The organism is Achromobacter maghribensis, from assembly GCF_057334215.1.
Genome location: NZ_JBHFII010000056.1, coordinates 40077 through 62536, shown reverse-complemented (window position 1 = coordinate 62536; position 22460 = coordinate 40077). Strand labels below are relative to the sequence as shown.

Genomic DNA, 22460 nt, shown 5'->3' with positions numbered 1-22460 from the left:
TAAAACGCCTATGGTAGCGGCAGGCGCCTGTCATGGCGCCGTCATTCCGGCGCCGTCTAGGGTTTCTTCGCGGCGGGAGCCGGTGCCGGGGTAGCGGCCTTGGCCGGGGCGGCGGGCATCGCCTCGGCCACCGGTTCCGCCGCAGGAGCGCCTGCCGCAGGGACGCCTGCCGCAGGGACGCCTGCCGCCGACGTCGCCTCTGCCAGCGGTGGCGGCGCATCGCGTACCAGTGGGGGCGGCATCCACAACCCGTCCAGCAGCGCGGGGCCGGGCTCGTAGACGCGCAGCAGCAGCGTTACCGGCCCTGCGGCCGGGATGGGCAGCCAATTGGCCTGATCTTCAGGCGGGGGCGGCGCGTGGCTTACGTGCAAATCCAGCGAACCATCGGCGTTGTAGCGCAAGGGCGCGCGGTCACCCAGCGCGTAGCGGTTCAGCATGTTGGCCACCGGCATGCCTTGGCCGTCATAGGCGGCCAGCGACCACAGCGCGCCTGCGGGCGGCAACTGGCCGCTTTCAAAGCGCAGCACGTAGCGGTGCGCGCCATCGATCGGCGCGCCCTGGCCGTCGGCGGCCAGCAGCAGCACCGTCAGATCCTCGGGCAGGCCCGAACCGGGTTGCGCCTGGGCGGCCAGCGCGCGGCGCAGATAGGCGCTGCCGTACACGCCGATGCTGGCCGTTTCCTGCTGCCAGCCGTTCAGGGCGCGCAGCGTGCCGCCGGCTGCGGCTTCCATGCGCTCGCGGCCTGCCCGCAGGCCACGGCGCATGCCCTGCTTGGCGGGATGTTCCAGGCGGTCGAAGTCGAAAGTCCTGCCGGGTATCAGGCCGACCCGGCGCAGTGGGGCCAGCACGGGCTGGTCGTTGGCGTGCGGCGGATGCTTGCGCAGCAGCTCGGCCGCATAGGTGAAGAAGGCGTCGGTGGGCATGGATTCGACTTGCTCGCGCACCGGCACTTTAAGGTCCAGGTTCGGGTCGGACTTCACGCGTTGCGACTGGGCGGGCAGGTTCCACTGAGACAGCGGCGTCAGTGTGAATCCGTCCTGCAAGGTGTTGGCGGCGGGGGAGTCCGCCGGTCCGTCGGCCTGGATCAGGGCCTTCGCCCAGACGTGGGCCGTGGGCGCATCGATGCGTGCCATGCCCGACGGCAGCGTGCCGGTCCAGCCCGGCGGCACGATCACGGTATTGCCCTTGGCCGTGCCCGTCGTGCGCTTGCCCAGCGTGGCGAACACGTCCGTCCACATATCCAGCAGGGTCAACGCGTACAGCCGCCCTTGCGTGTCCGGCACCGACAGCACCACGGGGCCGGCCGTCAGGTCCACCCAGCCGGTGCTGCGCAGCATGTCGGGGTTGGCCCAAGGCGTGGCCGCGCCCGGCCGGGGCAGGGTGCGGACATGCAGGAAGGCATTGGACGGCGCGCCTTGCGCGCCCTGCGACGGATGCGTGAACTGGCGCCGGGTCAGGTCCATCGTGACCAGCGGATAGAAATACAGATAGCCGTCCATGGCCGCTTGATGGGCGGCTTCGGTGGCGGCCGCGGCCGGCGACAAGGCAGCCCGGGCGGGGGCGGCAGCAGCAGGGGCGGCTGTCCCGGCCAACGCGGCAAGGGACAGGGCCAAGGGGGCAAAGCGGCGCATCGGCGCTCCAGCGAATCAGGCGGTATAGATGGGGAAAAGCGATGGAAAGCGATGAAAAGGCGATGGAAAAGCGGCCGATCCAGCTACGGCCGCCGGCAATGGTAGCAGCCACCACACCATCCAAAATCTGCGAACAACTCCCATTTCGCCGCCAAATCCCGGCTGAAAGCGGGGACTACCCCATGGCACGGTGATGCGGCTTCGGAATATACTTGTTGAAATATCCTTGGAAGTTGTAGGGCTTTTTCCTTCGGACGAGCCTCCGGCTTTCGTCATTCACCAGGAGAGGAGTGCTTCATGGTCAACATGAATCGCCGCCAGTTCTTCAAGGTGACAGGTGCAACCCTGGCAGGCTCCAGCCTGGCATTGCTCGGGGTTGCTCCCGGCACAGCCATGGCTGAGGTGCGCCAGTACAAACTTGCGCGCATGACCGAAACGCGCAACACCTGTCCCTACTGTTCGGTCGCCTGCGGTTTGCTGATGTACGGTCTGGGCGATGGGTCCAAGAACGCGCGCGCCAGCATCATGCACATCGAAGGCGACCCCGATCACCCCGTCAACCGCGGCACACTCTGTCCGAAGGGCGCCGCCCTGATCGACTTCATCCACAGCCCCAATCGCCTGAAGTACCCGGAATACCGGGCGCCCGGGTCGGATAAATGGGTGCGGATGTCGTGGGACGACGCGCTGACCCGCATCACCAAGCTCATGAAAGCCGACCGCGACGCGAACTTCGTCGAGAAGACCGCGGACGGCAAAACGGTAAACCGGTGGTTGACCACCGGCATGCTGGCCGCCTCGGCAAGCAGCAACGAGGTTGGCTACATCACGCACAAAACCGTGCGTAGCATGGGATTACTGGCGTTCGACAATCAAGCCCGTGTCTGACATGGCCCGACGGTGGCAGGTCTTGCCCCGACGTTTGGCCGTGGAGCGATGACGAACCATTGGGTCGACATCAAGAACGCGGACGTAGTGCTCATCATGGGCGGCAATGCCGCCGAGGCCCACCCGTGCGGGTTCAAGTGGGTCACGGAAGCGAAAGCCCATAACAAGGCGAAGCTGATCGTCGTGGATCCGCGCTTCACGCGTTCGGCATCCGTGGCGGACTTCTACGCGCCCATACGCACCGGCACCGACATCATCTTCCTGGGTGGCGTCATCAAGTACCTGTTGGATCACGACAAGATCCAGCACGAGTACGTGCGCAATTACACCGACTTTTCTTTCATCGTTCGTGAGGACTTCACGTTCGAGGAAGGCTTGTATTCCGGCTACAACGCCGACAAGCGTTCCTACGACAAGGCCAGCTGGGACTACGAGCGCGGCGAAGACGGCTTCGTCAAGACGGATCCGACGCTTGCGCATCCGCGCACCGTCTACCAACTGATGAAGAAGCACTATTCCCGCTATACCGAAGACATGGTCGAGCGCGTGTGCGGCACGCCCAAGGACAAGTTCCTGAAGGTATGCGAAATGCTGGCGTCCACCGCCAGCCCCAACCGCGCCGGCACCATCTTGTACGCGCTGGGCTGGACGCAGCACTCCATCGGTTCGCAGATCATCCGTACCGGGGCGATGGTGCAGCTGCTGCTGGGCAATATCGGGATCGCCGGCGGCGGCATGAACGCGCTGCGCGGGCACTCGAACATCCAGGGCCTGACCGACCTGGGCCTGATGTCGAACCTGCTGCCGGGCTACATGACCCTGCCGAACGAGCCCGAACAGGACTACGGCAAGTACATCGAAGCGCGCACGCAGAAGCCGCTGCGCCCCAACCAGCTCAGCTACTGGCAGAACTACAACAAGTTCCACGTCAGCCTGATGAAGGCCTGGTGGGGGGCTGCGGCCACGGCGGAAAACAACTGGGCGTTCGACTACCTGCCCAAGCTGGACAAGCTCTATGACATGCTTCAAGTCTACGAGCTCATGGTCCAGGGCAAGATGAACGGCTACATTGCGCAGGGCTTCAACCCGCTTGCCGCCGCGCCCAACAAGGCCAAGCTGAACGACGGGTTCGCCAAGCTGAAGTTCCTGGTCATCATGGACCCGCTGGTCACCGAGACGTCCGAGTTCTGGCGCAACGCGGGCGAAGCCAACGATGTGGATCCCACCAAGATCCAGACCGAAGTCTTCCGTCTGCCCACCACCTGCTTTGCCGAAGAAGACGGCGCGCTGGTCAATTCCGGCCGCTGGCTGCAATGGCACTGGAAGGGCGCCGAGCCCCCGGGCGAAGCCAAGAGCGACATCGAGATCATGGCGCTGATCTTCACGCGCCTGCGCAAGATGTACCAGGATGAAGGCGGCAAGTATCCCGACCCCATCGTCAACCTGTCCTGGCCTTACTCCAATCCGCAGAACCCCACCGCGGAAGAGCTGGCCAAGGAATACTCGGGCCGCGCGCTGGTGGATCTGGTCGACCCGAAGGACCCCGCCAAGGTCACCCGCAAGGGCGGCGAGCAACTGGCCGGATTCGCCGAGCTGCGCGACGACGGCTCCACGGCCAGCGGCTGCTGGATCTTCGCCGGCGCGTGGGGGCCGGGCGGCAACCTGATGGCGCGCCGCGACAACAGCGACCCGACCGGCATCGGCCAGACCCTGAACTGGGCCTGGGCGTGGCCGGCCAACCGCCGCATTCTGTACAACCGTGCGTCGTGCGACGTGGCCGGCAAGCCGTTCGATCCCCGCCGCAAGCTGATCTCCTGGACCGGCAAGATCTGGGCGGGCGCCGACATCCCCGACTTCAAGGGCGACGAGAACCCCGACGGCGGCATGGGCCCGTTCATCATGAACCCGGAAGGCGTGGCGCGCTTCTTCGCACGGGCGGGCATGGCCGAAGGGCCGTTCCCCGAGCACTACGAACCTTTCGAGACGCCGCTGGGCTATAACCCGCTGTATCCGAAGGCCAAGGGCGTCACCAGCAATCCGGCCGCGCGCGTCTTCAAGGACGACCTGGCCGCGATGGGTACGGTGGACAAGTTCCCGTACGTGGCCACCACCTACCGCCTGACCGAGCACTTCCACTACTGGACCAAGAACGTCCGCATCAACGCGATCCTCCAGCCGGAGCAGTTCGTCGAGATCGGTGACGCGCTGGCCAAGGAACTCGGCATCGCCAACGGGACGCGGGTGAAGGTGTCGTCCAACCGCGGCTACATCAAGGCGGTGGCGCTGGTCACCAAGCGCTTGCGGGCGCTGACCATCGAGGGCAAGACCGTGCACCACGTGGGCATCCCCATCCACTGGGGCTTCGTGGGCCTGGCCAAACCCGGCTTCCTCACCAACACCCTGACGCCATTCGTGGGCGACGGCAATTCCCAGACACCGGAATTCAAGTCGTTCCTGGTCAAGGTCGAGAAGGCTTAGGAGAACCGACATGTCCATGCAATCCCTAGACATCAAGCGGCGCTCCGCCACGACCACGCCGCCGCCGGGCATCCGTGAACCCGTCACGGGCTCGGTCGCCAAGCTGATCGACGTCTCCAAGTGCATCGGGTGCAAGGCTTGCCAAAGCGCCTGTATGGAATGGAACGACCTGCGCGACGAGATCGGCACCAACGTGGGCGTCTACGACAACCCGGCCGACCTGACCGAGCATTCCTGGACCGTCATGCGCTTCTCGGAATACGAGAACCCCGCTGGCGACCTGGAATGGCTGATCCGCAAGGACGGCTGCATGCACTGCGAGGATCCCGGCTGCCTGAAGGCCTGTCCCTCGCCGGGCGCCATCATCCAGTACACCAACGGCATCGTGGATTTCCACGAGGAAAACTGTATCGGCTGTGGCTACTGCATCACCGGCTGCCCGTTCAACGTGCCACGCATCTCCAAGAAGGACCACAAGGCGTACAAGTGCACCCTGTGTTCCGACCGCGTGGCCGTCGGCCAGGAACCGGCTTGCGTGAAGGCCTGTCCCACCGGGGCCATCGTGTTCGGCACCAAGGAAGACATGAAGCAGCACGCCGAGGAACGGATCGTGGACCTGAAGTCCCGCGGTTTCGATCAGGCTGGCCTGTATGACCCGCAGGGCGTGGGCGGCACCCATGTCATGTATGTGCTGCATCACGCCGATCAACCCGGGCTGTATCACGGGCTGCCCAAGGACCCGCATATCAGCCCCATGGTGTCGTTGTGGAAGGGGCTGGCCAAACCCTTGGGCGTGGCTGCGATGGCCCTGACCGCGCTGGCAGGTTTCTTCCACTACGCCCGCGTCGGACGCAACGAGGTCTCGGAAGAAGACGAACGCCGTGCCGAAGAGGAGGTGCGCCATGACTGAAGATCGCCATCACCGCCGGATCAAGCGCTATTCGCCGGGCGAGCGCACCAACCACTGGATCATCGCTTTCACGTTCATCCTGTTGGCGCTCTCTGGCCTGGCGCTGTTCCATCCGTCGATGTATTGGTTGACCAACCTGTTCGGCGGCGGGCCCTGGACGCGCATCCTGCATCCTTTCATCGGGCTGGTGATGTTCGTCTGCTTCGTCGTGTTCGCTGGCCACATGTGGCGGCACAACATGATGACGAAGGCCGACCGCCAGTGGTTGAAGCAACTGAACGACGTCGTCGAAAACCGCGAAGAAAAGCTGCCCGAAGTCGGCAAGTACAACGCCGGCCAGAAGCTGCTGTTCTATGTGCTGGTGCTGTGCATGCTGGGGCTGTTCGCCAGCGGCATCGTGATCTGGCGCGAGTTCTTCGCGTTCTACTTCCCGATCTGGGTCGTGCGGGTCGCCTCCGTGGTGCACGCCGTGACGGCGCTGGTACTGATCTGCTCGATCATCGTGCACATCTACGCGGCGATCTGGGTCAAGGGATCATTGACCGCGATGCTGCGCGGCTACGTCACCGCGGGCTGGGCGTGGAAACATCACCGGGCGTGGTTCCGCGAACAGGTAAAAAAATAAAAGGCGGGGTTCGCTCCTTGGGGTGGCCCCTCCACCTGGTTGTCAACGGCTGCTATCCTTCTTTGAAGGCCAGCAGCCGTGTTTGTTTTTCTGGAGACGCAATTGCAGCGAATTCTTCCGCGCGGTGAGATCGAAGCGCTAGACCACAACGTCATTCCCCGTGTCAGCCTGCCCGACCGCGGTTCCGTGTTCGCCACGCGTGCGGCGCGCTTGCGCCAATTGGCGGCGGACAGCCCGGTGGCCGACTATCTGCTGCTGATGGCGCAGTTGGTCGACGCCCAGCAGCGCGCCTTGAAGGACTGCGCGGCGCCCGAGGCGTCCGAAGACCGTGTCGCGTTGGCGCAAGCGCACGGCATGCCGCCTTTGCAGGCGGTGGGCTGGCCGCGCGATCCCCTGTGGCGCGGCATCCTGGCGCAGCTGGTGGATGACGTGTCGCGCGGCAAGGACGTGCCGGCCGAAGCCATCGAAGTCTGCGCCGCGTTGCGCCGGGCGGTCGATGAAGACCCGGAGGCGCTGGAAGATCTGGCCGAAGCCGTGTTGTCCGAGCAGGACCAGGGCGTGGATGGCGCCGCGGCCCCGTTTGTGATGGCCGCCTTGCAGGTCTATTGGACCGATCTGGCCAGCCGCTTCGACGAGCAGCAGTTGCCGGTGGTCAGCCCGTTCGGCGTCTGTCCCGTGTGCGCCAGCCTGCCGGTGGCCAGCGTGGTGCGCGTGGGCGGGCAGTACGAAGGCTATCGCTACCTGTGCTGCAGCCTGTGCGCCACGCAATGGCACATGGTGCGCGTGAAGTGCACGCATTGCGAGGACGTGGAATCGGTGGCGTATCAGGCCATCGACGGCCGATCGCCCGCGGTCAAGGCCGAAACCTGCGACCACTGCCACACCTACCGCAAGATCTTCTACCAAGACAAGGATTTCCATGTAGAGCCGGTGGCCGACGATCTGGCCAGCCTCATGCTGGACGTGCTGGTGGGCGAGGCCGGCTATTCGCGCGCCAGCGGCAACCCCTTGTTGTGGCATGGCGCCGAGGAATAGCATGGCCGAGCACCCGCCAGAAGGCGGCGTGGCCGCCGTCTCCGACATTCCCCCGCTGGACCGGCTGCTGAACGCCGATGCCCTGCGCGCCGCCCTGGAAACGCATGGCCGCACCCAAGTGGTCGCGACCCTGAGGCGCGATCTGGATGCGCAGCGCCAGCGCGCGTTGGCGGGCCAGTTGCCGCGTCGCGACCTGGAAGCGCCCGCCGTGGCCAGCCGCGTGTCGGCGGCGCTGGACCATGCCGCCCGGCCGCGCCTGCGCGCGGTCTACAACCTGACCGGCACCGTGCTGCACACCAATCTGGGCCGGGCGCTATTGCCCGATGAGGCCGTCGCGTCCGTGTTGCGCGCGCTGACCACGCCGGCCAATTTGGAGTTCGACCTGGAAACCGGGGGGCGCGGCGACCGCGACGACCTCATCGACGAACTCCTGTGCGAGCTGACGGGGGCCGAAGCCGCCACCGTCGTCAACAATAACGCCGCCGCCGTGCTGCTGATGCTGAACGCATTGGCCGACCGGCGCGAGGCCGTCGTATCGCGCGGCGAACTGGTCGAAATCGGCGGCGCGTTCCGCATCCCCGACATCATGAAACGCGCGGGCGCCAAGCTGGTGGAAGTGGGCACGACCAACCGCACCCACGCCGCCGACTACGAAAATGCCATCGGCCCGCGCACCGCGATGCTGATGAAGGTGCATTGCAGCAACTATGCCGTCACCGGCTTCACCAAGAGCGTCGGCGTGTCCGAGGTGGCGGCGCTGGCGCATGCGAAAGGCCTGCCCGCCACCGTCGACCTGGGCAGCGGCACCCTCGTGGACCTGACCCAGTTCGGCCTGCCCAAGGAAGATACGGTGCGCGAGACGATCGCCGCCGGCGCCGATCTCGTGACCTTCAGTGGCGACAAGCTGCTGGGCGGACCGCAAGCCGGCCTGCTCGTGGGCCGCGCCGACCTGATCCGCAAGATCAAGAAGAATCCGCTGAAGCGCGCCCTGCGTGTCAGCAAGCTGACGCTGGCTGCGCTGGAGCCCGTGCTGGGCTTGTACCGCGCGCCGGAATTCCTGGCCCAACGCCTGACCACGTTGCGCCTGCTGACCCGCCCGCAGCGCGAGATCCAGCCACAGGCCGAGCGGCTGCGCGGTGTGCTGGCGCATGCGGCGGGCGCCCACTACGCGGTCGAGGCCGTGCCCATGTTCAGCCAGATCGGCAGCGGGGCGCTTCCGGTTGATCAGTTGCCCAGTTGGGGGCTGGCGCTGCGCTACACGGGCAGCGGCCGTCCGGGGCGGCACCTGGACAAGCTCGAGGCGCAACTGCGCCGCCTGCCCACGCCGGTCATCGGCCGCATCGCCGACGACGCCTTGTGGCTCGACCTGCGCTGCCTGGAAGCGCGCGACGAAGCGGCCTTCGCCGCGCAGCTGGCGGAGCCGCTGGCATGATCATCGGCACCGCCGGGCATATCGATCACGGCAAGACCACGCTGGTGCGCGCACTAACCGGGGTCGATACCGACCGGCTCAAGGAAGAGAAAGCGCGCGGCATCTCCATCGAACTGGGCTACGCCTATACGCCGCTGGCCAACGGCGACGTGCTGGGCTTCATCGACGTGCCCGGCCACGAGAAGCTGGTGCATACGATGGCGGCCGGGGCCAGCGGCATCGATTTCGGTCTGTTGGTGGTGGCGGCGGACGATGGCGTCATGCCGCAGACGCGCGAGCATCTTGCCATTCTGTCGCTGCTGGGCGTGGCCCAAGGCGCGGTGGCGCTGACCAAGACCGACCGCGCCGACGCCGCGCAGCAGATGGCCGTGCGAGCCGAGATCGCGGAACTTGCCGCTGGCACCTTCCTGGCCGGCGCGCCGGTGTTCGCCGTGCAGGCGTCCCAAGCCGGCGATCCCGGTGCCGCGGAACTGAAATCCTATCTGCATGCGCAGGCCGAAGGCGTGCGCCAGCGCGACGCCGCCGGCCTGTTCCGGCTGGCCGTTGATCGCGTGTTCACCTTGGCGGGCCATGGCACGGTAGTGACCGGCACGGCGCACGCGGGGCAGGCCCGGGCGGGCGACGACACGGCGGATCTACGCCTGATGCCTGCGGGCACGCGGGTGCGCGTGCGCAGCATCCACGCGCAGAACCAGCCCAGCGAGACGGGCGTGGCCGGGCAGCGCTGCGCGCTGAACCTGGCGGGCATCGACAAGAGCGCCATCTCGCGCGGCGACTGGATCGCGGACGCACGCTGTTTTCTGCCCTCGCGCCATATCGATGTCGCGCTGACGCTGCTGCCTTCGGCCGATGCGCCCGTGCGCGCCTGGGCGCCGTTGCATGTCCATATCGGCGCCGCGCGCCATGTGGCGCATGCGGTGCCGCTTAGCGCGGAGACGCTGGCGCCGGGGCAGTCGGGATGGGTGCAACTGGTGTTCGACGAGCCGGTCTGCGCCATGCCGGGCGACCGCTACATCGTGCGCAATGCGCAAGCCACGCGCACCGTCGGCGGCGGCCGGGTGCTGGACCCGAATGCGCCAGACCGCAAGCGCCGCGCCGCATCGCGGCTGCAAGGCTTGCAGGCATTGACCGACATGCTGGATGGCGGCGGCTTGCCGCCCGTGCTGGCGCACGCGCCGCTGGGCCTGGACGAAGGCGCGTTGCAGCGCCTGACCGGCAAGCCCGTGCGGGCGATCGAAGCGCCGCACGGCGCGTTGTGGATCGAGACGCGCAATGCGCAGGCGCCGCGCACGCTGATCCTGGGCACGCACTGGGATGCCCTGCTCGAGCGCGTCGAACACGCGCTGACGGCCTTTCATCACGGCGCGCCGGACGAGCCTGGCCCGGACAGCGCGCGCTTGCGCCGGATGGCGATGCCGGTAGGGTCGGACGCGCTGTGGACCGCGGTGCTGGATCATCTGCAACGCGACGGCCGTGTGGCGCGAAATGGTCCGTGGCTGCATCTGCCCACCCATACGTCCACGCTGGCGGACGCCGAATCGGCGCTGGCCCAGCGCCTGCTGCCGCTGTTGCAGCAAGGCGGGTTCGATCCTCCATGGGTGCGTGACCTGGCCCGTGCACAGGACGAGCCCGAAGAGCGCGTGCGCCAATTGCTGCGCAAGCTGTTGCGGCGTGGCGATGTGGCGCAGGTCGTGAAAGATCTGTTCTATCACCGTGACCAGGTGCGGGCGCTGGCGCGGCTGGCGGCGGACCTGGCGGCGCGGCCCGAGGGGCTGAACGCGGCGGTGTTCCGCGACGCGACGGGGCTGGGCCGCAAGCGCGCCATTCAGATCCTGGAGTTTTTTGACCGCGTGGGCTATACGCGGCGCGTGCGCGATACGCACCTGTTGCGCCCGGAAAGCGCGTACGCCGCGATGCAGGCGGACGCGGAGCCGGTATCATAGGCGGTCCGCTGGGGAAGGCATTCGTGCCCGGCGGCACGGCTGGGCTTCAAACCCAGTTGGGGGCGTCAGACGTTCCCAGGTAGGTTCGACTCCTGCTGCCTTCCGCCAATCGTGCCATCTGCGCAGTATTCGTGCCGCATGCGCAGCGTTCGTGTTATCTGCGCAGCATCCGCGTCACCACGCTCGTCACGCGGTCCGACCGCCAGTCCAGTTCCCCCAAATGCCAATACCTGATGGACCCGCCGCGGTCCACCAGGTAGTTTGCCGGCAGCCCGATCGCTTCCCACTTTTTCGATGCCGCGCTGTTGCGGTCGTGCAGCACCGTGCCGGCCACCGGCCATTTCGCCAGGAAGGTCGACACCTTGCCCAGCGCCTCGCCGACGTTCACCGCCACCAGGCGCAGGCCTTCTTCGCGGTGCCGCTTGGCCATGGCCGACATCAGCGGGATCTCGTCGCGGCAGGGGTCGCACCAGGTGGCCCAGAAACTCACGATCACGACGTTGCCACGCCAGGCCGAGAGCTTTTGTTCGCGGCCGCTCAGGTCGGGCAGGACGAGCGCGGGCGTGGGCGCGGTCCACGGCGCCCAGTCCAGGCCGGTGGCGGCCTTCAGCCCCGAATCGCTGGCGGTCCGGGCCCAGGCGGGCAGGGCGGCCAGCGACAAACCGGATTGCAGCAGACGGCGACGGCTGATCAAGGCGGCTTCCTCCGCGGGCAGGGTCAGATGGCGATGGGCCGGGCGCTGAGCTTATAGCTGAAACTGTCAGGGTCCAGGCTGTCCAGGCGCCCGGCGCGGGTTTCGCCATTGGGGTACATCAGGAACGGCACGGGGTCGTGCGCAGAGCCGGGCAGCACCACATCGTGGCCATGGTTGTAGGCGACCCAGTTCATTTCCCATGCGCCGAACAGCATGACGCGGGCGGCCCGTACCTTGGCGTCGGTCAGCGGCAAGTCGCCCGGCGGTTCCTCCAGCATGACCTTGCGCACGTCGGCGGGGTCGACCGGAATCCAGCCGTACCCGGCCGCATGGAACTCGGCGCGGCAGTGCTGTGCCTTCGTGACGTCGAAGGCTTTGCCCAGGCTTTTGTAGCCCAGTTCGGAATTGGCCACGCGCACGCCATAGGCGTCGCGCGCGGGGATGCCGGCAGCGCGGGCCAGCGCCACGAACAGCGCATTGATGTCGGCGCATTTGCCGTTCAGATCGTTCGCCGTCAGCATGTAGCGCACGTCGCCCACGCCGCAGCCGCGCGTGGAGGCGGTTCTACAGGTGTTTTCCACCACCCATTCGTAGATGGCGCGGGCGCGCGCCACGTCGCCCACGTGACCCCGCGTGATGTGGTCGGCGGTCGTTTTGACGATGCCGTCGGTGGGCAGCAGCGCGGTGGGTTTCAGGAATTCCCGTAGCGTGGCGGGGCGTTCCAGCGTGGCGTCCGTGGGCGGCGGCTGCGTGAGGTCCACGCGACGATTGCGGGTCTGGAAACGGCTGGTCACGGTGACGTTGCGCGGCGCCTGGCCGTCCGGCCATTGCACGGCCAGCATCTGAACGTCGTACCCCGGCGTCCGCATCAACTGGGCGGTGCCGCCGCCGCTGACCTGCCAGGTGCTTTGCGCGCCGCGCTGGTAAGGGGTGTCGATGGCGTACGGCACCGGTATCCAGATGCGCGTGTGCGCGCCGGGCTCTTTCACGCTGATGTCGGTGGTCAGTTCAAAGCCGCGCCAGCCGGCGCTGACGGGGGCCTGCTGGGCGCGAAGCGCCTGCGGCAAGGCGGTTGTGGCGGCGCACAATGCGCCGGAGAGTCGGAGAAAGTGTCGGCGATCCATGAAGCCCTCACGCACGGTGAAGTTTGGCTATCGGTGCGCCCGTGGCCGGGCGGCCGTCCCTTGGGGTGTGCTCCTGCGCGTCCAGCCGAATCATCATAGAGCCAACTTCGGCGGCGGTGCTATCCTTTTTCCATTGACTCATGGAGATTGAAATGACCCAGGATGTTGCCACGGCGGCCGTGCCGCGTTTGACGTCGCTGTCCCACGGGGGCGGCTGTGGCTGCAAGATCGCTCCGGGCGTACTGTCCGAGCTGCTCAAGCGCTTCGGCCCCGCCGCCAGTTATCCGAACCTGATGGTGGGCACCGAGACCGCCGACGACGCCGCGGTCTACCGGCTGAACGACGAACAGGCACTCATCGCCACCACCGATTTCTTCATGCCGATCGTGGACGACCCATTCGACTTCGGCCGCATCGCGGCGACGAACGCGCTGTCCGACGTGTATGCGATGGGCGGCACGCCGATCATGGCCCTGGCCATCGTCGGCATGCCCATCAACGTGCTGCCGCATGGCGTCATCGCAGACATCCTGCGTGGCGGCGAATCCGTGTGCGAGGAAGCGGGTATTCCGGTGGCGGGCGGCCATAGCATCGATTCCGTCGAACCCATCTACGGCCTTGCGGCGATGGGGCTCGTGCATCCCGGCCGTCTCAAGCGCAATGCCGATGCGCGGGCGGGGGATGTGCTGATCCTGGGCAAGGCGCTGGGCGTGGGCATCTTGTCGGCCGCGCTGAAAAAGAACCGCCTGGACGATGCCGGCTACCGCGTGATGATCGACACAACGACGCGCCTTAACCGCCCCGGCCCGGCGCTGGCCGCGCTGGACGGCGTGCATGCGATCACCGACGTGACGGGTTTTGGCCTGCTGGGCCATGCGCTGGAGATGGCGCGCGGCGCGAAGCTGACGGCGCGGCTGCGCCTGGATGCCCTGCCTTGGCTGCCGGGCGTGCAAGCGTTTGCGTCGGAAGGCGTGATCACCGGCGCGTCGGGCCGCAACTGGGCATCCTATGGCGGATCCGTGCAGTTGGGCGACGCGGTGACCGACACGCAGCGCGCGTTGCTGACCGACCCGCAGACGTCCGGCGGCTTGCTGGTGGCATGCGCGCCGGAGGCGGCGGCCGCGGTGTTGGACCTGTTCCGCAGCCAGGGTTTCGAACAAGCCGCCGTGGTGGGCGAAATGACCGCCGGCGACGCGCAGGTGCGGGTGGAATAGGCAAGCGGAAAAAGGCGTCCAGCCGCGGCACGCCCGGGGGCCGGACTTAACCGGTCGCCGCCGCCGGCGACAGTTCCCGCGCGGTCATGGCGGCCTGTTCCGTCAGCCACCGCGCCACCACGTCGGCGTCCGGCGTGGCGCGTCGCGTGTTGCGCACCAGCCAGTAGGCAAGGTCCGTCGCACGGGCCGCCTGCCCGCCCACCGCTTCCAGCCGGCCATCCGCCAGCATCGGCGCGATCAGGGCCAGCCGGCCCAGCGCGATGCCGTGGCCGGCCAGCGCGGCCAGCACGATCTGGTCGTACTGGTTGAACCGCAGCATGCCCCTGCCACGTACCCGCCCCAGTCCACGCGCGTTCAACCATTCCGACCACTGTAGCCAGGGGCGTGTCGGATCATCGAATTCCAGCAATACGTGGCGTTGCAATTCGCTCGCGTCCAATTCGCGGGCATGGAGCGACGGGTGCGCGACCGGCACCACGGATTCCCCGAACAGCCAGGCCGCGCCGTCGGGCACCATGTCGCGCGGGCTGTAGCGGATGGCGATGTCCACGCTTTCACGGTCGATATCGATCAAGCGGTTGTCGGCCGCCACCCGTACGTCGATATGCGGATGCGCCGCCTGGAATGCTCCCAGCCGGGGCAACAGCCACAGCGAGGCCACGCCGATGGTGGTGGTCACCGTGATGGGGGTGCGCCGTTCGGGCGCGCGCAATTGTTCGGTCAGGTCGCCCAACTGGCTCAGCCATACATCCGCCATGCGAAACAGTTGCGCACCCTCGGATGTGAACGACACGCTACGGAATCCGCGTACCAGCAGCGGCACGCCCAAGTGCGCTTCCAACGCCCGGATCTGGCGGCTGACGGCTGATTGCGTCACATGCAGATCCTGCGCGGCAAGCGTGATGCTCATGCGGCGGCCCACGGCGACAAACCCGCGGACCAAGTCAAGCGGGGGAAGTTTGGCCAGGGGATATGGCATTCGTATAACTCATGCGTATCGGACGGAAATGTCGCTTGAGCAATAGTACGCCGGCGGGTTCAATGACAGACATGCGACAGGCATCCAGGACATCGATCCCGGGCCTTGCGCGATGGTTGTCGTTGCGGCCCCGAGAAAGCGCAGGTCGCGCGCCTTTCCTGGTCTTGCTGCCCCCGGAGCTCTTGTGATGACTGCGCCCTTGCCCGATTCGCCCCGCATGCAGATGTGGTTTGATTTTGCCAGCCCCTACAGCTATCTGGCGATTGAGCGCATTGACGCCCTGGCGCGGGCGGCCGGCGTGCAGGTCGACCTGCGCCCCTTCCTGCTGGGCCCGATCTTCCAGGCGCATGGGTGGAACGACACGCCGTTCCGGCTGTTTCCGGGCAAGGGCGCCTACATGATGCGCGACATCGCCCGCCTGGCCGACAAGTACGGCGTGGTCTACAACCGGCCCCGCCTTTTCCCGCGCATGAGCGTGCTGCCTGCCCGGATCGGGCTGCTGGGCCAGGACGAACCCTGGGGACGAGATTTCTGCCTGGCCGTGTTCCGCGCCAATTTCCAACACGACCTGGACATTCAGGCCGAAGACGTCGTGCATGACTTGTTGACCGGCCTGTCTTTGGACGTAGATGCCTTGATCTCCCGCGCCAAATCCGAAGCCGCCAAGGAAGCGCTGCGGCGGCAGGTGGACCGCGCGCGCGACCTGGGCGTGTTCGGCGCGCCCACGTTCTTCGTGGGCGATGAAATGTTCTGGGGCAATGATCGCCTTGAAGACGCCCTGGAGTGGGCTCAACGATGAAAAACGCAAGCAATGCCTATCGCGGCGCACCCATGCCGGGCGGCCGTTCGTTCACGCAATTCCGCGCGGCCCGCATCCGCCGGGTGTCATTCCAATGGAAGCAGGCCGGGCAGGCGCAAGACCCGGCCGGCCAGGGGCCGGAGAAGGGCGGGTCGTTCACCCCTTCGTGACCGGCGCGACCTGGGCCCATTCTTCGTCTGAATACAGGCGCGAGCGGAGCAGGAAGCGCTTGCCTTCCGCGCTGTCCAGCGAAAAGGCGCCGCCGCGTCCCGGCACGGCGTCGATAATCAACTGCGTGTGCTCCCAATACGCGAACTGGTCTTCGCCCATGTAGAACGGGCAGCCCTCCAGGTCGCCCAGCAGCACGTCCGAGCCGCCCACCATGAACTCGCCCAGCGCGTAGCACATGGGGGAACTGCCGTCACAGCATCCGCCCGACTGGTGGAACATCAGCGGGCCATGCTTGGCCCGCAACGTATCGATCAATTGGCGCGCCTCGTCGGTTGCGACCACGCGCGGCGTGTGTTCTGCCATGGCGTCATTCCTGTCCGGAGCGCCGGGCGCGCCCGGCCCGAAGGCCGATGCACCCGGCTGCCAGTTGGCGATCAGAAGAAACCCAGCTTCTTCGGCGAATAGCTCACCAGCAGGTTCTTCGTCTGCTGATAATGGTTGAGCATCATCTTGTGATTCTCGCGTCCGATGCCCGACTGCTTATAGCCGCCGAACGCCGCGTGCGCGGGATAGGCGTGATAGCAGTTGGTCCACACGCGGCCGGCCTTGATGGCGCGACCCATCCGGTAGCACGTGTTGGCGTCGCGCGACCACACGCCGGCGCCCAGGCCATAGAGCGTGTCGTTGGCCAGCGCGAGCGCGTCGTCGGCGTCCTTGAACGTGGTCACCGCGACGACCGGCCCGAAGATCTCTTCCTGGAACACGCGCATCTTGTTATGGCCCTTGAAGACCGTGGGCTGCACGTAATAGCCGCCTTCCAGCGCGCCCTGCATCTTCGCGCGCGAGCCGCCAGCGAGCACATCGGCGCCTTCCTGCTTGCCAATGTCCAGGTACGACAGGATCTTCTCCAGTTGTTCAGTGGAGGCCTGCGCGCCCAGCATTGTGTCGCCGTCCAGCGGGTTGCCCTGCTTGATCTCGGCCACGCGCTTCAATGCGCGCTCCATGAACTTGTCGTAGAGCGATTCCTGAATCAGCGCGCGGCTGGGGCACGTGCACACTTCGCCCTGGTTGAGCGCGAACATGACGAAACCTTCGACGGCCTTGTCCAAAAAGTCGTCATCCTGCGCGGCCACGTCCGCGAAGAAGATGTTGGGTGACTTGCCGCCCAGTTCCAGCGTGACGGGGATGATGTTCTGCGACGCGTACTGCATGATCAGGCGGCCGGTGGTGGTTTCACCGGTGAAGGCGATCTTGGCGATGCGCTTGCTGGAAGCCAGCGGCTTGCCGGCTTCCAGGCCGAAACCCGTCACCACGTTCAGCACGCCCGGGGGCAGGATGTCGCCGATCAACTCCATCAACAGCAGGATGCCCAACGGCGTCTGTTCAGCGGGCTTCAGCACCACGCAGTTGCCGGCCGCCAGCGCGGGCGCCAGCTTCCACGCGGCCATCAGGATGGGGAAGTTCCACGGGATGATCTGGCCGACCACGCCCAGCGGTTCGTTGAAGTGGTAGGCCACCGTGTCGCTATCGATTTCCGACAGACCGCCTTCCTGGCTGCGGATGCACGAGGCAAAGTAGCGGAAGTGGTCGATCGCCAGCGGGATGTCGGCGGCGCGCGCTTCGCGAATGGGTTTGCCGTTGTCCCAGGTTTCGGCCGTGGCCAGGCGTTCCAGGTTGGCTTCCATCACGTCGGCAATCTGCATCAGCATGCGGGCGCGCTCGGCGGCCGGGGTCGCTCCCCATTTCGGCGCGGCGCGGTGCGCGGCGTCCAGGGCCATGTCGATGTCGCGGTCCTTGGAACGTGCGTTGCGGGTCAGCACCTGGCCGGTAACGGGCGTGACGTTGTCGAAGTACTCGCCATCGGCGGGCTTTTGCCACTTGCCGTCAATGAAGTTGTCATACTGCGTTTTCAGGTCCAGACGGGTGCCATACGTGTCCGGGGTGATGCGGGTTGCGATGTCCATGCTTGTCTCCGATATTGTGGAATAGCGGCAGTGGGCTGCCTGTCTGGTATCAAGCAAGGAACGTGCCAACCTGCGGGCTTCCCCCGCTGGACAGCGCGCGCCCTCGCGTGCGACAGTTGACTTCGCCGCGCCCCGACGCGCGTGCAACATTTTTGCCCCTCGATATGTCGTTATTTGCGACGTTGTCGCGGAACAGGTGTCGCAGAAGCGCCTGTCCAAGGAGACACGCATGGCCAGTCAATCCCGTCAGCACGCGCTGACGCAAGCGCGCCTGCTGTTCAACCAGCAGGGCGCCGTGCCCGGCGGCATCGTTGCCGAGCCCATCCTGCGATCCTGGCGCCGGTGCGCCGACCTGGGCTTTGACATGCGTGGCGTGCGGCGCGCCGAGCTCATGACACAGGGCGAACTGCGCGAGGCCCAGCAACGCAACGAAGCCTTGCGCCGCTTGTCGGAACCCGCCATGTCGTACCTGCGCCGCCAGGCCGGCGGCAGTGGCAACCTGGTGATACTCTCGGACGCCCAGGGGCTGGTCCTGGACAGCGATGGCGATAGCGGCTTCGCAAGCCGCGCATCCCGCGTGGCGCTGATGCCCGGGGCGCCCTGGGACGAGGCCGCGGCGGGCACCAATGCCATCGGCACCGCGCTGGTCGAAGGCCGGCCCATCGCCGTGCATGGCGCGGAACATTATTTCGAACCCAACCGCATCCTGACCTGCGCCGCGGTGCCCATCACCGACAGCGAGGGCCGCACGCTGGGCGTGCTGGACCTGTCCAGCCAGGCGCGCGACATCCGGCCCGATATGCTGGCGCTGGTGCGCGCGGCCGTCGACGTCATCGAACATCGCTTGTTTGAACAGGCCTACGAGCACTACGCGGTGCTGCGCCTGCATGATGATCCGTCCGGCCTTGGGGCGCCAGGCGAAGGCCTGCTGGCATTCCAGGGCGATCTCCTGATCGGCGCGAACCGTCGCGCGATGCAGGCATTGGGCCTGGCTCCCACGGCCCTGGGCGTGTATCGCTACGCCGACGTGTTCGAAGGCGAACTGGAACGCTGCCCCGATTCGGCCGGCCGTGTGCTGGCCCGCTCTGGCGCCGGGTACCACGCGCGGCTGCGTCAACCGCGTTCGCGGCCGCCGCAACCCACGACACCGGCTTTGCCCATCGCCGCCACCCGGCCGGCGGCGCCCAGCTTCGACGCGGCCACCCTAGGCGCGCTGGCGCGCGCGGTGCACCTGTCGGATGCGGGCGTTTCCATATTGCTGCAAGGCGAAACGGGCGTGGGCAAGGAAGTGTTTGCCCGCCAACTGCATGCCCGTGGCAAGCGCGCGTCGGGGCCGTTCGTGGCGGTCAATTGCGCGGCGTTGCCCGAAAGCCTGATCGAATCCGAACTGTTCGGGTACGAAGATGGCGCCTTTACGGGGGCGCGCAGGCAAGGCAGCAAGGGCCTGCTGCGTCAGGCGCATGGCGGCGTGCTGTTCCTGGATGAAATCGGAGATATGCCGCTGCTGCTGCAATCACGCTTACTGCGCGTACTGCAAACGCGCGAAGTGTCGCCGCTGGGCGCGGCGCGGCCGGTGCCGGTGGATTTTGCGCTGGTGTGTGCCACCCATCGTCCGTTGGCGCACGAGGGATCCGATGCGCCGGTGCGCCCCGACCTGTATTTCCGCATCGCCGAATACACGGTCACGCTTGAACCGCTGCGCGCCCGCGCCGACCGCCTGGAGTTGTTGCGCGCGTTGTGGGCGGCGCAGGGCCCCGGCCCGGTGCTGCCGCCGTCGATCGAAGCCCGTCTGGCCGCGTATTCGTGGCCGGGCAATTACCGGCAATTGGTGGCGGTGCTGCGCACCTTGCATGTATTGGCGGGCCCGTCGGGTGTGGTCGATGCCGACATGCTGCCGGCCGAACTGTTGCAGTCGCCCGTGGCGTCCCGCGCGCCGGACGCAGCGCCTTCGACGGGCAGCGGCGCGGCGGATCTGCAATCCATGACGGATGCCGCGATACGCGATGCGCTGGCCGCGCACGGCGGCAACGTCAGCCGTGCGGCGCGTGCGCTGGGTGTGCACCGCAGCACCGTGTACCGGCGCGCGGGCAATCTCGTTGTGCCGCGTCCGCGATAGCTGCGCGGCACGTTCGCAATAGCGCTCGCGCAGCCCCTGGCCGCAGGCGCCTCAGCCTACCAGGCGCGCAAGCTCCGCGCCCGGGTCCTTGGCGCGCATGAATGCTTCGCCCACCAGGAACGCGTTGACCTGGTGGTCGCGCATCAGCTTGACGTCTTCCGGCTTCAGGATGCCGCTTTCGGTCACGACGCGCTTGCCCGCCGGAATGTTGGGCAGCAGGTCCAGCGTGTTCTTCAGGCTGGTCTCGAACGTGCGCAGGTTGCGGTTGTTGATGCCCAGCAGCGGCGTCTTCATGGTCAGCGCCACGTCCAGTTCCCGGGCGTCGTGCACTTCCACCAGCACATCCATGCCCAGTTCCATCGCCAACGTTTCGTAGTCGCGCAATTGCGACGGCGACAGCGCGGCCACGATCAGCAGCACGCAGTCCGCGCCCATCGCGCGGGCGGCGATGATCTGGTAGGGGTCGATCACGAAATCCTTGCGCAGCACCGGCAGCGAGCAGGCGGCGCGCGCCTGGCGCAGGTGGTCGTGCGAGCCCTGGAAGAACTGCACGTCCGTCAGCACCGACAGGCACGCCGCGCCGTGCACCGCATAGGTCGAAGCGATGTCGGCGGGGGCGAAGGTGTCGCGCAGCACCCCCTTGGAGGGCGATGCTTTCTTGATTTCAGCGATGACGCCGGCTTTGCCCTGCGAGATCTTGTCCTCGATGGCTTGGGCAAAGCCACGTACGTCCTGCCGCGCCTGCGCTTCGCGCAGGACCTCGGCTTCGCTGCGCATCTGGCGAGCGGCGGCGACTTCCTCGACCTTGACGGCGAGGATCTTCGCAAGAATATCGTTCATTTCTGGAATTTCCGGGTATATGCGCAGAATTCTTCCAGCTTGGCTCTCGCCGCGCCGGTGGCAATCAATTCAAATGCTAGCGCTAAGGCTTCGGGAATGGAATCAGCTTTATTGCCGGCATAGATGGCCAGCCCCGCATTCAGCGCGACGATGTCGCGCGCGGCGCCCTCCACATTGTCCAGCGCTTCGATGACAAGTTCGCGCGACTGCTCGCGATTGGACACCTTGATGGACCGATTGGACATCATGGATAGCCCGTAGTCCTCAGGGTGGATTTCATATTCCCGTATTTGACCATCTTTCAGCTCGCCCACCAGGGTGGCCCCGCCCAACGACGCTTCGTCCATGCCGTCCTTGCCGTGTACCACCAGCACGTGGCGCGATCCCAGGCGTTCCAGCACCCGCACCTGGATGCCGACGAGATCGGGGTGGAACACGCCCATCAGCTGGTTGGCGGCGCCAGCCGGGTTGGTCAGCGGGCCGAGGATGTTGAAAATGGTGCGCACGGCCAGTTCCTTGCGCACGGCGGCCACGTTCTTCATGGCGCCGTGGTGGGCGGGCGCGAACATGAAGCCGATGCCGGTGGCCTGGATGCACTCGGCTACGTCTTCGGGCGTCAGGACCAGGTTGGCGCCCAGGGCTTCCAGCACATCGGCGCTACCGCTGGAGGACGACGCGCTGCGATTGCCGTGCTTGGCGATCGGCACGCCGGCCGCCGCCGCCACGAACATGGCGGTCGTCGAAATGTTGAACGTGTGGCTGCCGTCGCCGCCAGTGCCGCACATGTCCAGCAGGTCCAGCGGATTGGGCGTCACGACGGGCGTGGCGAATTCGCGCATGACCTGCGCGGCCGCGGTGATCTCGCCAATGGTTTCCTTCTTCACGCGCAGGCCCATCAGCAGGGCGCTTGCGATCTGCGGGGACATCTCGCCGCGCATCAGCATGCGCATCAGATGCAGCATCTCGTCGTGGAAAATTTCGCGGTGTTCAATGCAGCGCGTCAGCGCTTCGGTGGGGGAAATCGTCACGGTGCGTCCTTCTCAGGCGAGGTTCAGGAAATTGCGCAGCAGGGCGTGGCCATGTTCGCTGAGCACGGATTCGGGGTGGAACTGTACTCCGTACAGCGGCAGGGATTTGTGGCGGACCCCCATGATGTCGCCATCCGGGGCGGTCGCCGTCACCGCCAGGCAGTCGGGCAGGGTGGCGGGGTCGATGGTCAGCGAGTTGTAACGGATCACGGTGTACGGGGTGGGCAGGCCGGTGAAGAGGTCGGTGCCCGTGTGCGAGATCTTGACGGTTTTGCCGTGCATGATCTGCTGCGCGCGGACGATGTCGCCGCCGTAGGCCGCGCCGATGGCCTGGTGGCCCAGGCACACGCCCAGGATGGGCTTCTTGCCGGCGAAGGCCTGGATCGCGGCCACCGAAATGCCGGCCTCGGCGGGCGAGCACGGCCCGGGCGACACGCAGATGCGGTCCGGATTCAGGGCGGCGATCTCCTCCAGCGTGATCTGGTCGTTGCGCGCCACGCGCACGTCTTCGCCCAGTTCACCGAAGTATTGGACCAGGTTGTAGGTAAAAGAGTCGTAGTTATCGATCATCAACAGCATTTTTTTCTCC

19 protein-coding genes and 1 tRNA gene are annotated in these 22460 nt (G+C 66.6%); 11 read left to right on the top strand and 9 right to left on the bottom strand.

The window, feature by feature from the left end:
* Positions 1–56: 56 nt before the first annotated feature.
* A complete protein-coding gene (locus ACE039_RS24685; protein ID WP_485823563.1) occupies positions 57–1631 on the bottom strand; it encodes a DUF1254 domain-containing protein in 1575 nt (524 codons plus the stop codon).
* 297 nt (positions 1632–1928) lie between these two features.
* On the opposite strand from ACE039_RS24685, the gene fdnG reads away from it, so the two are divergent.
* From fdnG to ACE039_RS24650, 7 genes are all read left to right on the top strand, one after another.
* Positions 1929–4997: a formate dehydrogenase-N subunit alpha gene (gene fdnG / locus ACE039_RS24680; protein ID WP_448709157.1), complete on the top strand. Its 3069-nt coding sequence runs from the start codon at positions 1929–1931 to the stop codon at positions 4995–4997.
* A 10-nt stretch (positions 4998–5007) separates the two neighbouring features.
* On the top strand, positions 5008–5907 hold the full coding sequence (fdxH, locus tag ACE039_RS24675; protein ID WP_416028965.1) for a formate dehydrogenase subunit beta: 900 nt from the start codon (positions 5008–5010) through the stop codon (positions 5905–5907).
* Positions 5900–6532 (top strand): formate dehydrogenase subunit gamma, encoded by a 633-nt coding sequence (locus ACE039_RS24670; protein WP_105559574.1) that lies wholly within the window; start codon positions 5900–5902, stop codon positions 6530–6532. Before fdxH ends, ACE039_RS24670 begins: the two co-directional genes overlap by 8 nt.
* A 102-nt stretch (positions 6533–6634) precedes the next feature.
* Positions 6635–7567, top strand: a complete 933-nt coding sequence (fdhE, locus tag ACE039_RS24665) for a formate dehydrogenase accessory protein FdhE (protein ID WP_105559575.1) — start codon at positions 6635–6637, stop codon at positions 7565–7567.
* Between the two features lies 1 nt (position 7568).
* The gene (gene selA / locus ACE039_RS24660) at positions 7569–8999 is read left to right on the top strand and encodes an L-seryl-tRNA(Sec) selenium transferase (protein ID WP_485823562.1); all 1431 of its coding nucleotides are present in this window, start codon (positions 7569–7571) and stop codon (positions 8997–8999) included.
* The gene (gene selB / locus ACE039_RS24655) at positions 8996–10942 is read left to right on the top strand and encodes a selenocysteine-specific translation elongation factor (RefSeq protein WP_485823561.1); all 1947 of its coding nucleotides are present in this window, start codon (positions 8996–8998) and stop codon (positions 10940–10942) included. The genes selA and selB overlap by 4 nt, the downstream gene beginning before the upstream one ends.
* Positions 10943–10954: 12 nt before the next feature.
* A tRNA-Sec gene (locus tag ACE039_RS24650) sits at positions 10955–11050 on the top strand.
* 46 nt (positions 11051–11096) lie between these two features.
* Here the strand turns inward: ACE039_RS24650 and ACE039_RS24645 are convergent.
* Positions 11097–11636, bottom strand: a complete 540-nt coding sequence (locus ACE039_RS24645) for a TlpA disulfide reductase family protein (RefSeq protein ID WP_485823560.1) — start codon at positions 11634–11636, stop codon at positions 11097–11099.
* 23 nt (positions 11637–11659) lie between these two features.
* Entirely contained in the window at positions 11660–12760 is a 1101-nt protein-coding gene (locus ACE039_RS24640) for a transglutaminase-like domain-containing protein (protein ID WP_485823559.1), read from the bottom strand.
* Between the two features lie 152 nt (positions 12761–12912).
* Here ACE039_RS24640 and selD point away from each other — a divergent pair, with 152 nt between their 5' ends.
* Complete coding sequence (selD, locus tag ACE039_RS24635; protein WP_310033992.1) at positions 12913–13974, top strand: selenide, water dikinase SelD; 1062 nt, start codon at positions 12913–12915, stop codon at positions 13972–13974.
* A gap of 46 nt (positions 13975–14020) precedes the next feature.
* Here the strand turns inward: selD and ACE039_RS24630 are convergent, their stop codons facing one another.
* The gene (locus ACE039_RS24630; RefSeq protein ID WP_485823558.1) at positions 14021–14953 is read right to left on the bottom strand and encodes a LysR substrate-binding domain-containing protein; all 933 of its coding nucleotides are present in this window, start codon (positions 14951–14953) and stop codon (positions 14021–14023) included.
* 187 nt (positions 14954–15140) lie between these two features.
* Here ACE039_RS24630 and ACE039_RS24625 point away from each other — a divergent pair, with 187 nt between their 5' ends.
* Together ACE039_RS24625 and ACE039_RS24620 are read left to right on the top strand one after the other, a co-directional pair.
* A complete protein-coding gene (locus ACE039_RS24625; RefSeq protein ID WP_485823557.1) occupies positions 15141–15752 on the top strand; it encodes a DsbA family protein in 612 nt (203 codons plus the stop codon).
* A complete protein-coding gene (locus ACE039_RS24620; protein WP_448708070.1) occupies positions 15749–15922 on the top strand; it encodes a hypothetical protein in 174 nt (57 codons plus the stop codon). Before ACE039_RS24625 ends, ACE039_RS24620 begins: the two co-directional genes overlap by 4 nt.
* On the opposite strand, the gene ACE039_RS24615 is transcribed toward ACE039_RS24620, so the two are convergent.
* Together ACE039_RS24615 and adh are read right to left on the bottom strand one after the other, a co-directional pair.
* Positions 15909–16286: a DUF779 domain-containing protein gene (locus ACE039_RS24615; RefSeq protein ID WP_105559583.1), complete on the bottom strand. Its 378-nt coding sequence runs from the start codon at positions 16284–16286 to the stop codon at positions 15909–15911. The genes ACE039_RS24620 and ACE039_RS24615 overlap by 14 nt on opposite strands.
* A 71-nt stretch (positions 16287–16357) precedes the next feature.
* Positions 16358–17887 carry an aldehyde dehydrogenase gene (gene adh / locus ACE039_RS24610; protein WP_448708072.1) on the bottom strand — a complete coding sequence of 510 codons (1530 nt, stop codon included), beginning with the start codon at positions 17885–17887 and terminating at the stop codon, positions 16358–16360.
* A gap of 229 nt (positions 17888–18116) precedes the next feature.
* On the opposite strand from adh, the gene ACE039_RS24605 reads away from it, so the two are divergent.
* Positions 18117–20003, top strand: coding sequence for a sigma-54-dependent Fis family transcriptional regulator (locus ACE039_RS24605; RefSeq protein WP_485823556.1), 1887 nt, complete (start codon positions 18117–18119; stop codon positions 20001–20003).
* Positions 20004–20054: 51 nt separating this feature from the next.
* Here the strand turns inward: ACE039_RS24605 and trpC are convergent, their stop codons facing one another.
* The 3 genes from trpC to ACE039_RS24590 are packed head-to-tail and all read right to left on the bottom strand — an operon-like array spanning position 20055 to position 22450.
* Positions 20055–20843: an indole-3-glycerol phosphate synthase TrpC gene (gene trpC / locus ACE039_RS24600; RefSeq protein WP_105559586.1), complete on the bottom strand. Its 789-nt coding sequence runs from the start codon at positions 20841–20843 to the stop codon at positions 20055–20057.
* The gene (gene trpD / locus ACE039_RS24595) at positions 20840–21871 is read right to left on the bottom strand and encodes an anthranilate phosphoribosyltransferase (RefSeq protein WP_105559587.1); all 1032 of its coding nucleotides are present in this window, start codon (positions 21869–21871) and stop codon (positions 20840–20842) included. Before trpD ends, trpC begins: the two co-directional genes overlap by 4 nt.
* Before the next feature lie 12 nt (positions 21872–21883).
* A complete protein-coding gene (locus tag ACE039_RS24590) occupies positions 21884–22450 on the bottom strand; it encodes an aminodeoxychorismate/anthranilate synthase component II (protein WP_310034001.1) in 567 nt (188 codons plus the stop codon).
* Positions 22451–22460: the final 10 nt, after the last annotated feature.

Bases quoted from the DNA above. Each gene is read 5' to 3' on its own strand.
- trpC (WP_105559586.1), bottom strand. From the start codon at position 20,843: ATGAACGATATTCTTGCGAAGATCCTCGCCGTCAAGGTCGAGGAAGTC.
- ACE039_RS24620 (WP_448708070.1), top strand. From the start codon at position 15,749: ATGAAAAACGCAAGCAATGCCTATCGCGGCGCACCCATGCCGGGCGGC.
- selA (WP_485823562.1), top strand. From the start codon at position 7,569: ATGGCCGAGCACCCGCCAGAAGGCGGCGTGGCCGCCGTCTCCGACATT.
- selB (WP_485823561.1), top strand. From the start codon at position 8,996: ATGATCATCGGCACCGCCGGGCATATCGATCACGGCAAGACCACGCTG.
- fdxH (WP_416028965.1), top strand. From the start codon at position 5,008: ATGTCCATGCAATCCCTAGACATCAAGCGGCGCTCCGCCACGACCACG.
- ACE039_RS24630 (WP_485823558.1), bottom strand. From the start codon at position 14,953: ATGCCATATCCCCTGGCCAAACTTCCCCCGCTTGACTTGGTCCGCGGG.
- ACE039_RS24670 (WP_105559574.1), top strand. From the start codon at position 5,900: ATGACTGAAGATCGCCATCACCGCCGGATCAAGCGCTATTCGCCGGGC.
- ACE039_RS24605 (WP_485823556.1), top strand. From the start codon at position 18,117: ATGGCCAGTCAATCCCGTCAGCACGCGCTGACGCAAGCGCGCCTGCTG.
- ACE039_RS24615 (WP_105559583.1), bottom strand. From the start codon at position 16,286: ATGGCAGAACACACGCCGCGCGTGGTCGCAACCGACGAGGCGCGCCAA.
- ACE039_RS24640 (WP_485823559.1), bottom strand. From the start codon at position 12,760: ATGGATCGCCGACACTTTCTCCGACTCTCCGGCGCATTGTGCGCCGCC.
- ACE039_RS24590 (WP_310034001.1), bottom strand. From the start codon at position 22,450: ATGCTGTTGATGATCGATAACTACGACTCTTTTACCTACAACCTGGTC.
- selD (WP_310033992.1), top strand. From the start codon at position 12,913: ATGACCCAGGATGTTGCCACGGCGGCCGTGCCGCGTTTGACGTCGCTG.
- adh (WP_448708072.1), bottom strand. From the start codon at position 17,887: ATGGACATCGCAACCCGCATCACCCCGGACACGTATGGCACCCGTCTG.
- ACE039_RS24625 (WP_485823557.1), top strand. From the start codon at position 15,141: ATGACTGCGCCCTTGCCCGATTCGCCCCGCATGCAGATGTGGTTTGAT.
- ACE039_RS24685 (WP_485823563.1), bottom strand. From the start codon at position 1,631: ATGCGCCGCTTTGCCCCCTTGGCCCTGTCCCTTGCCGCGTTGGCCGGG.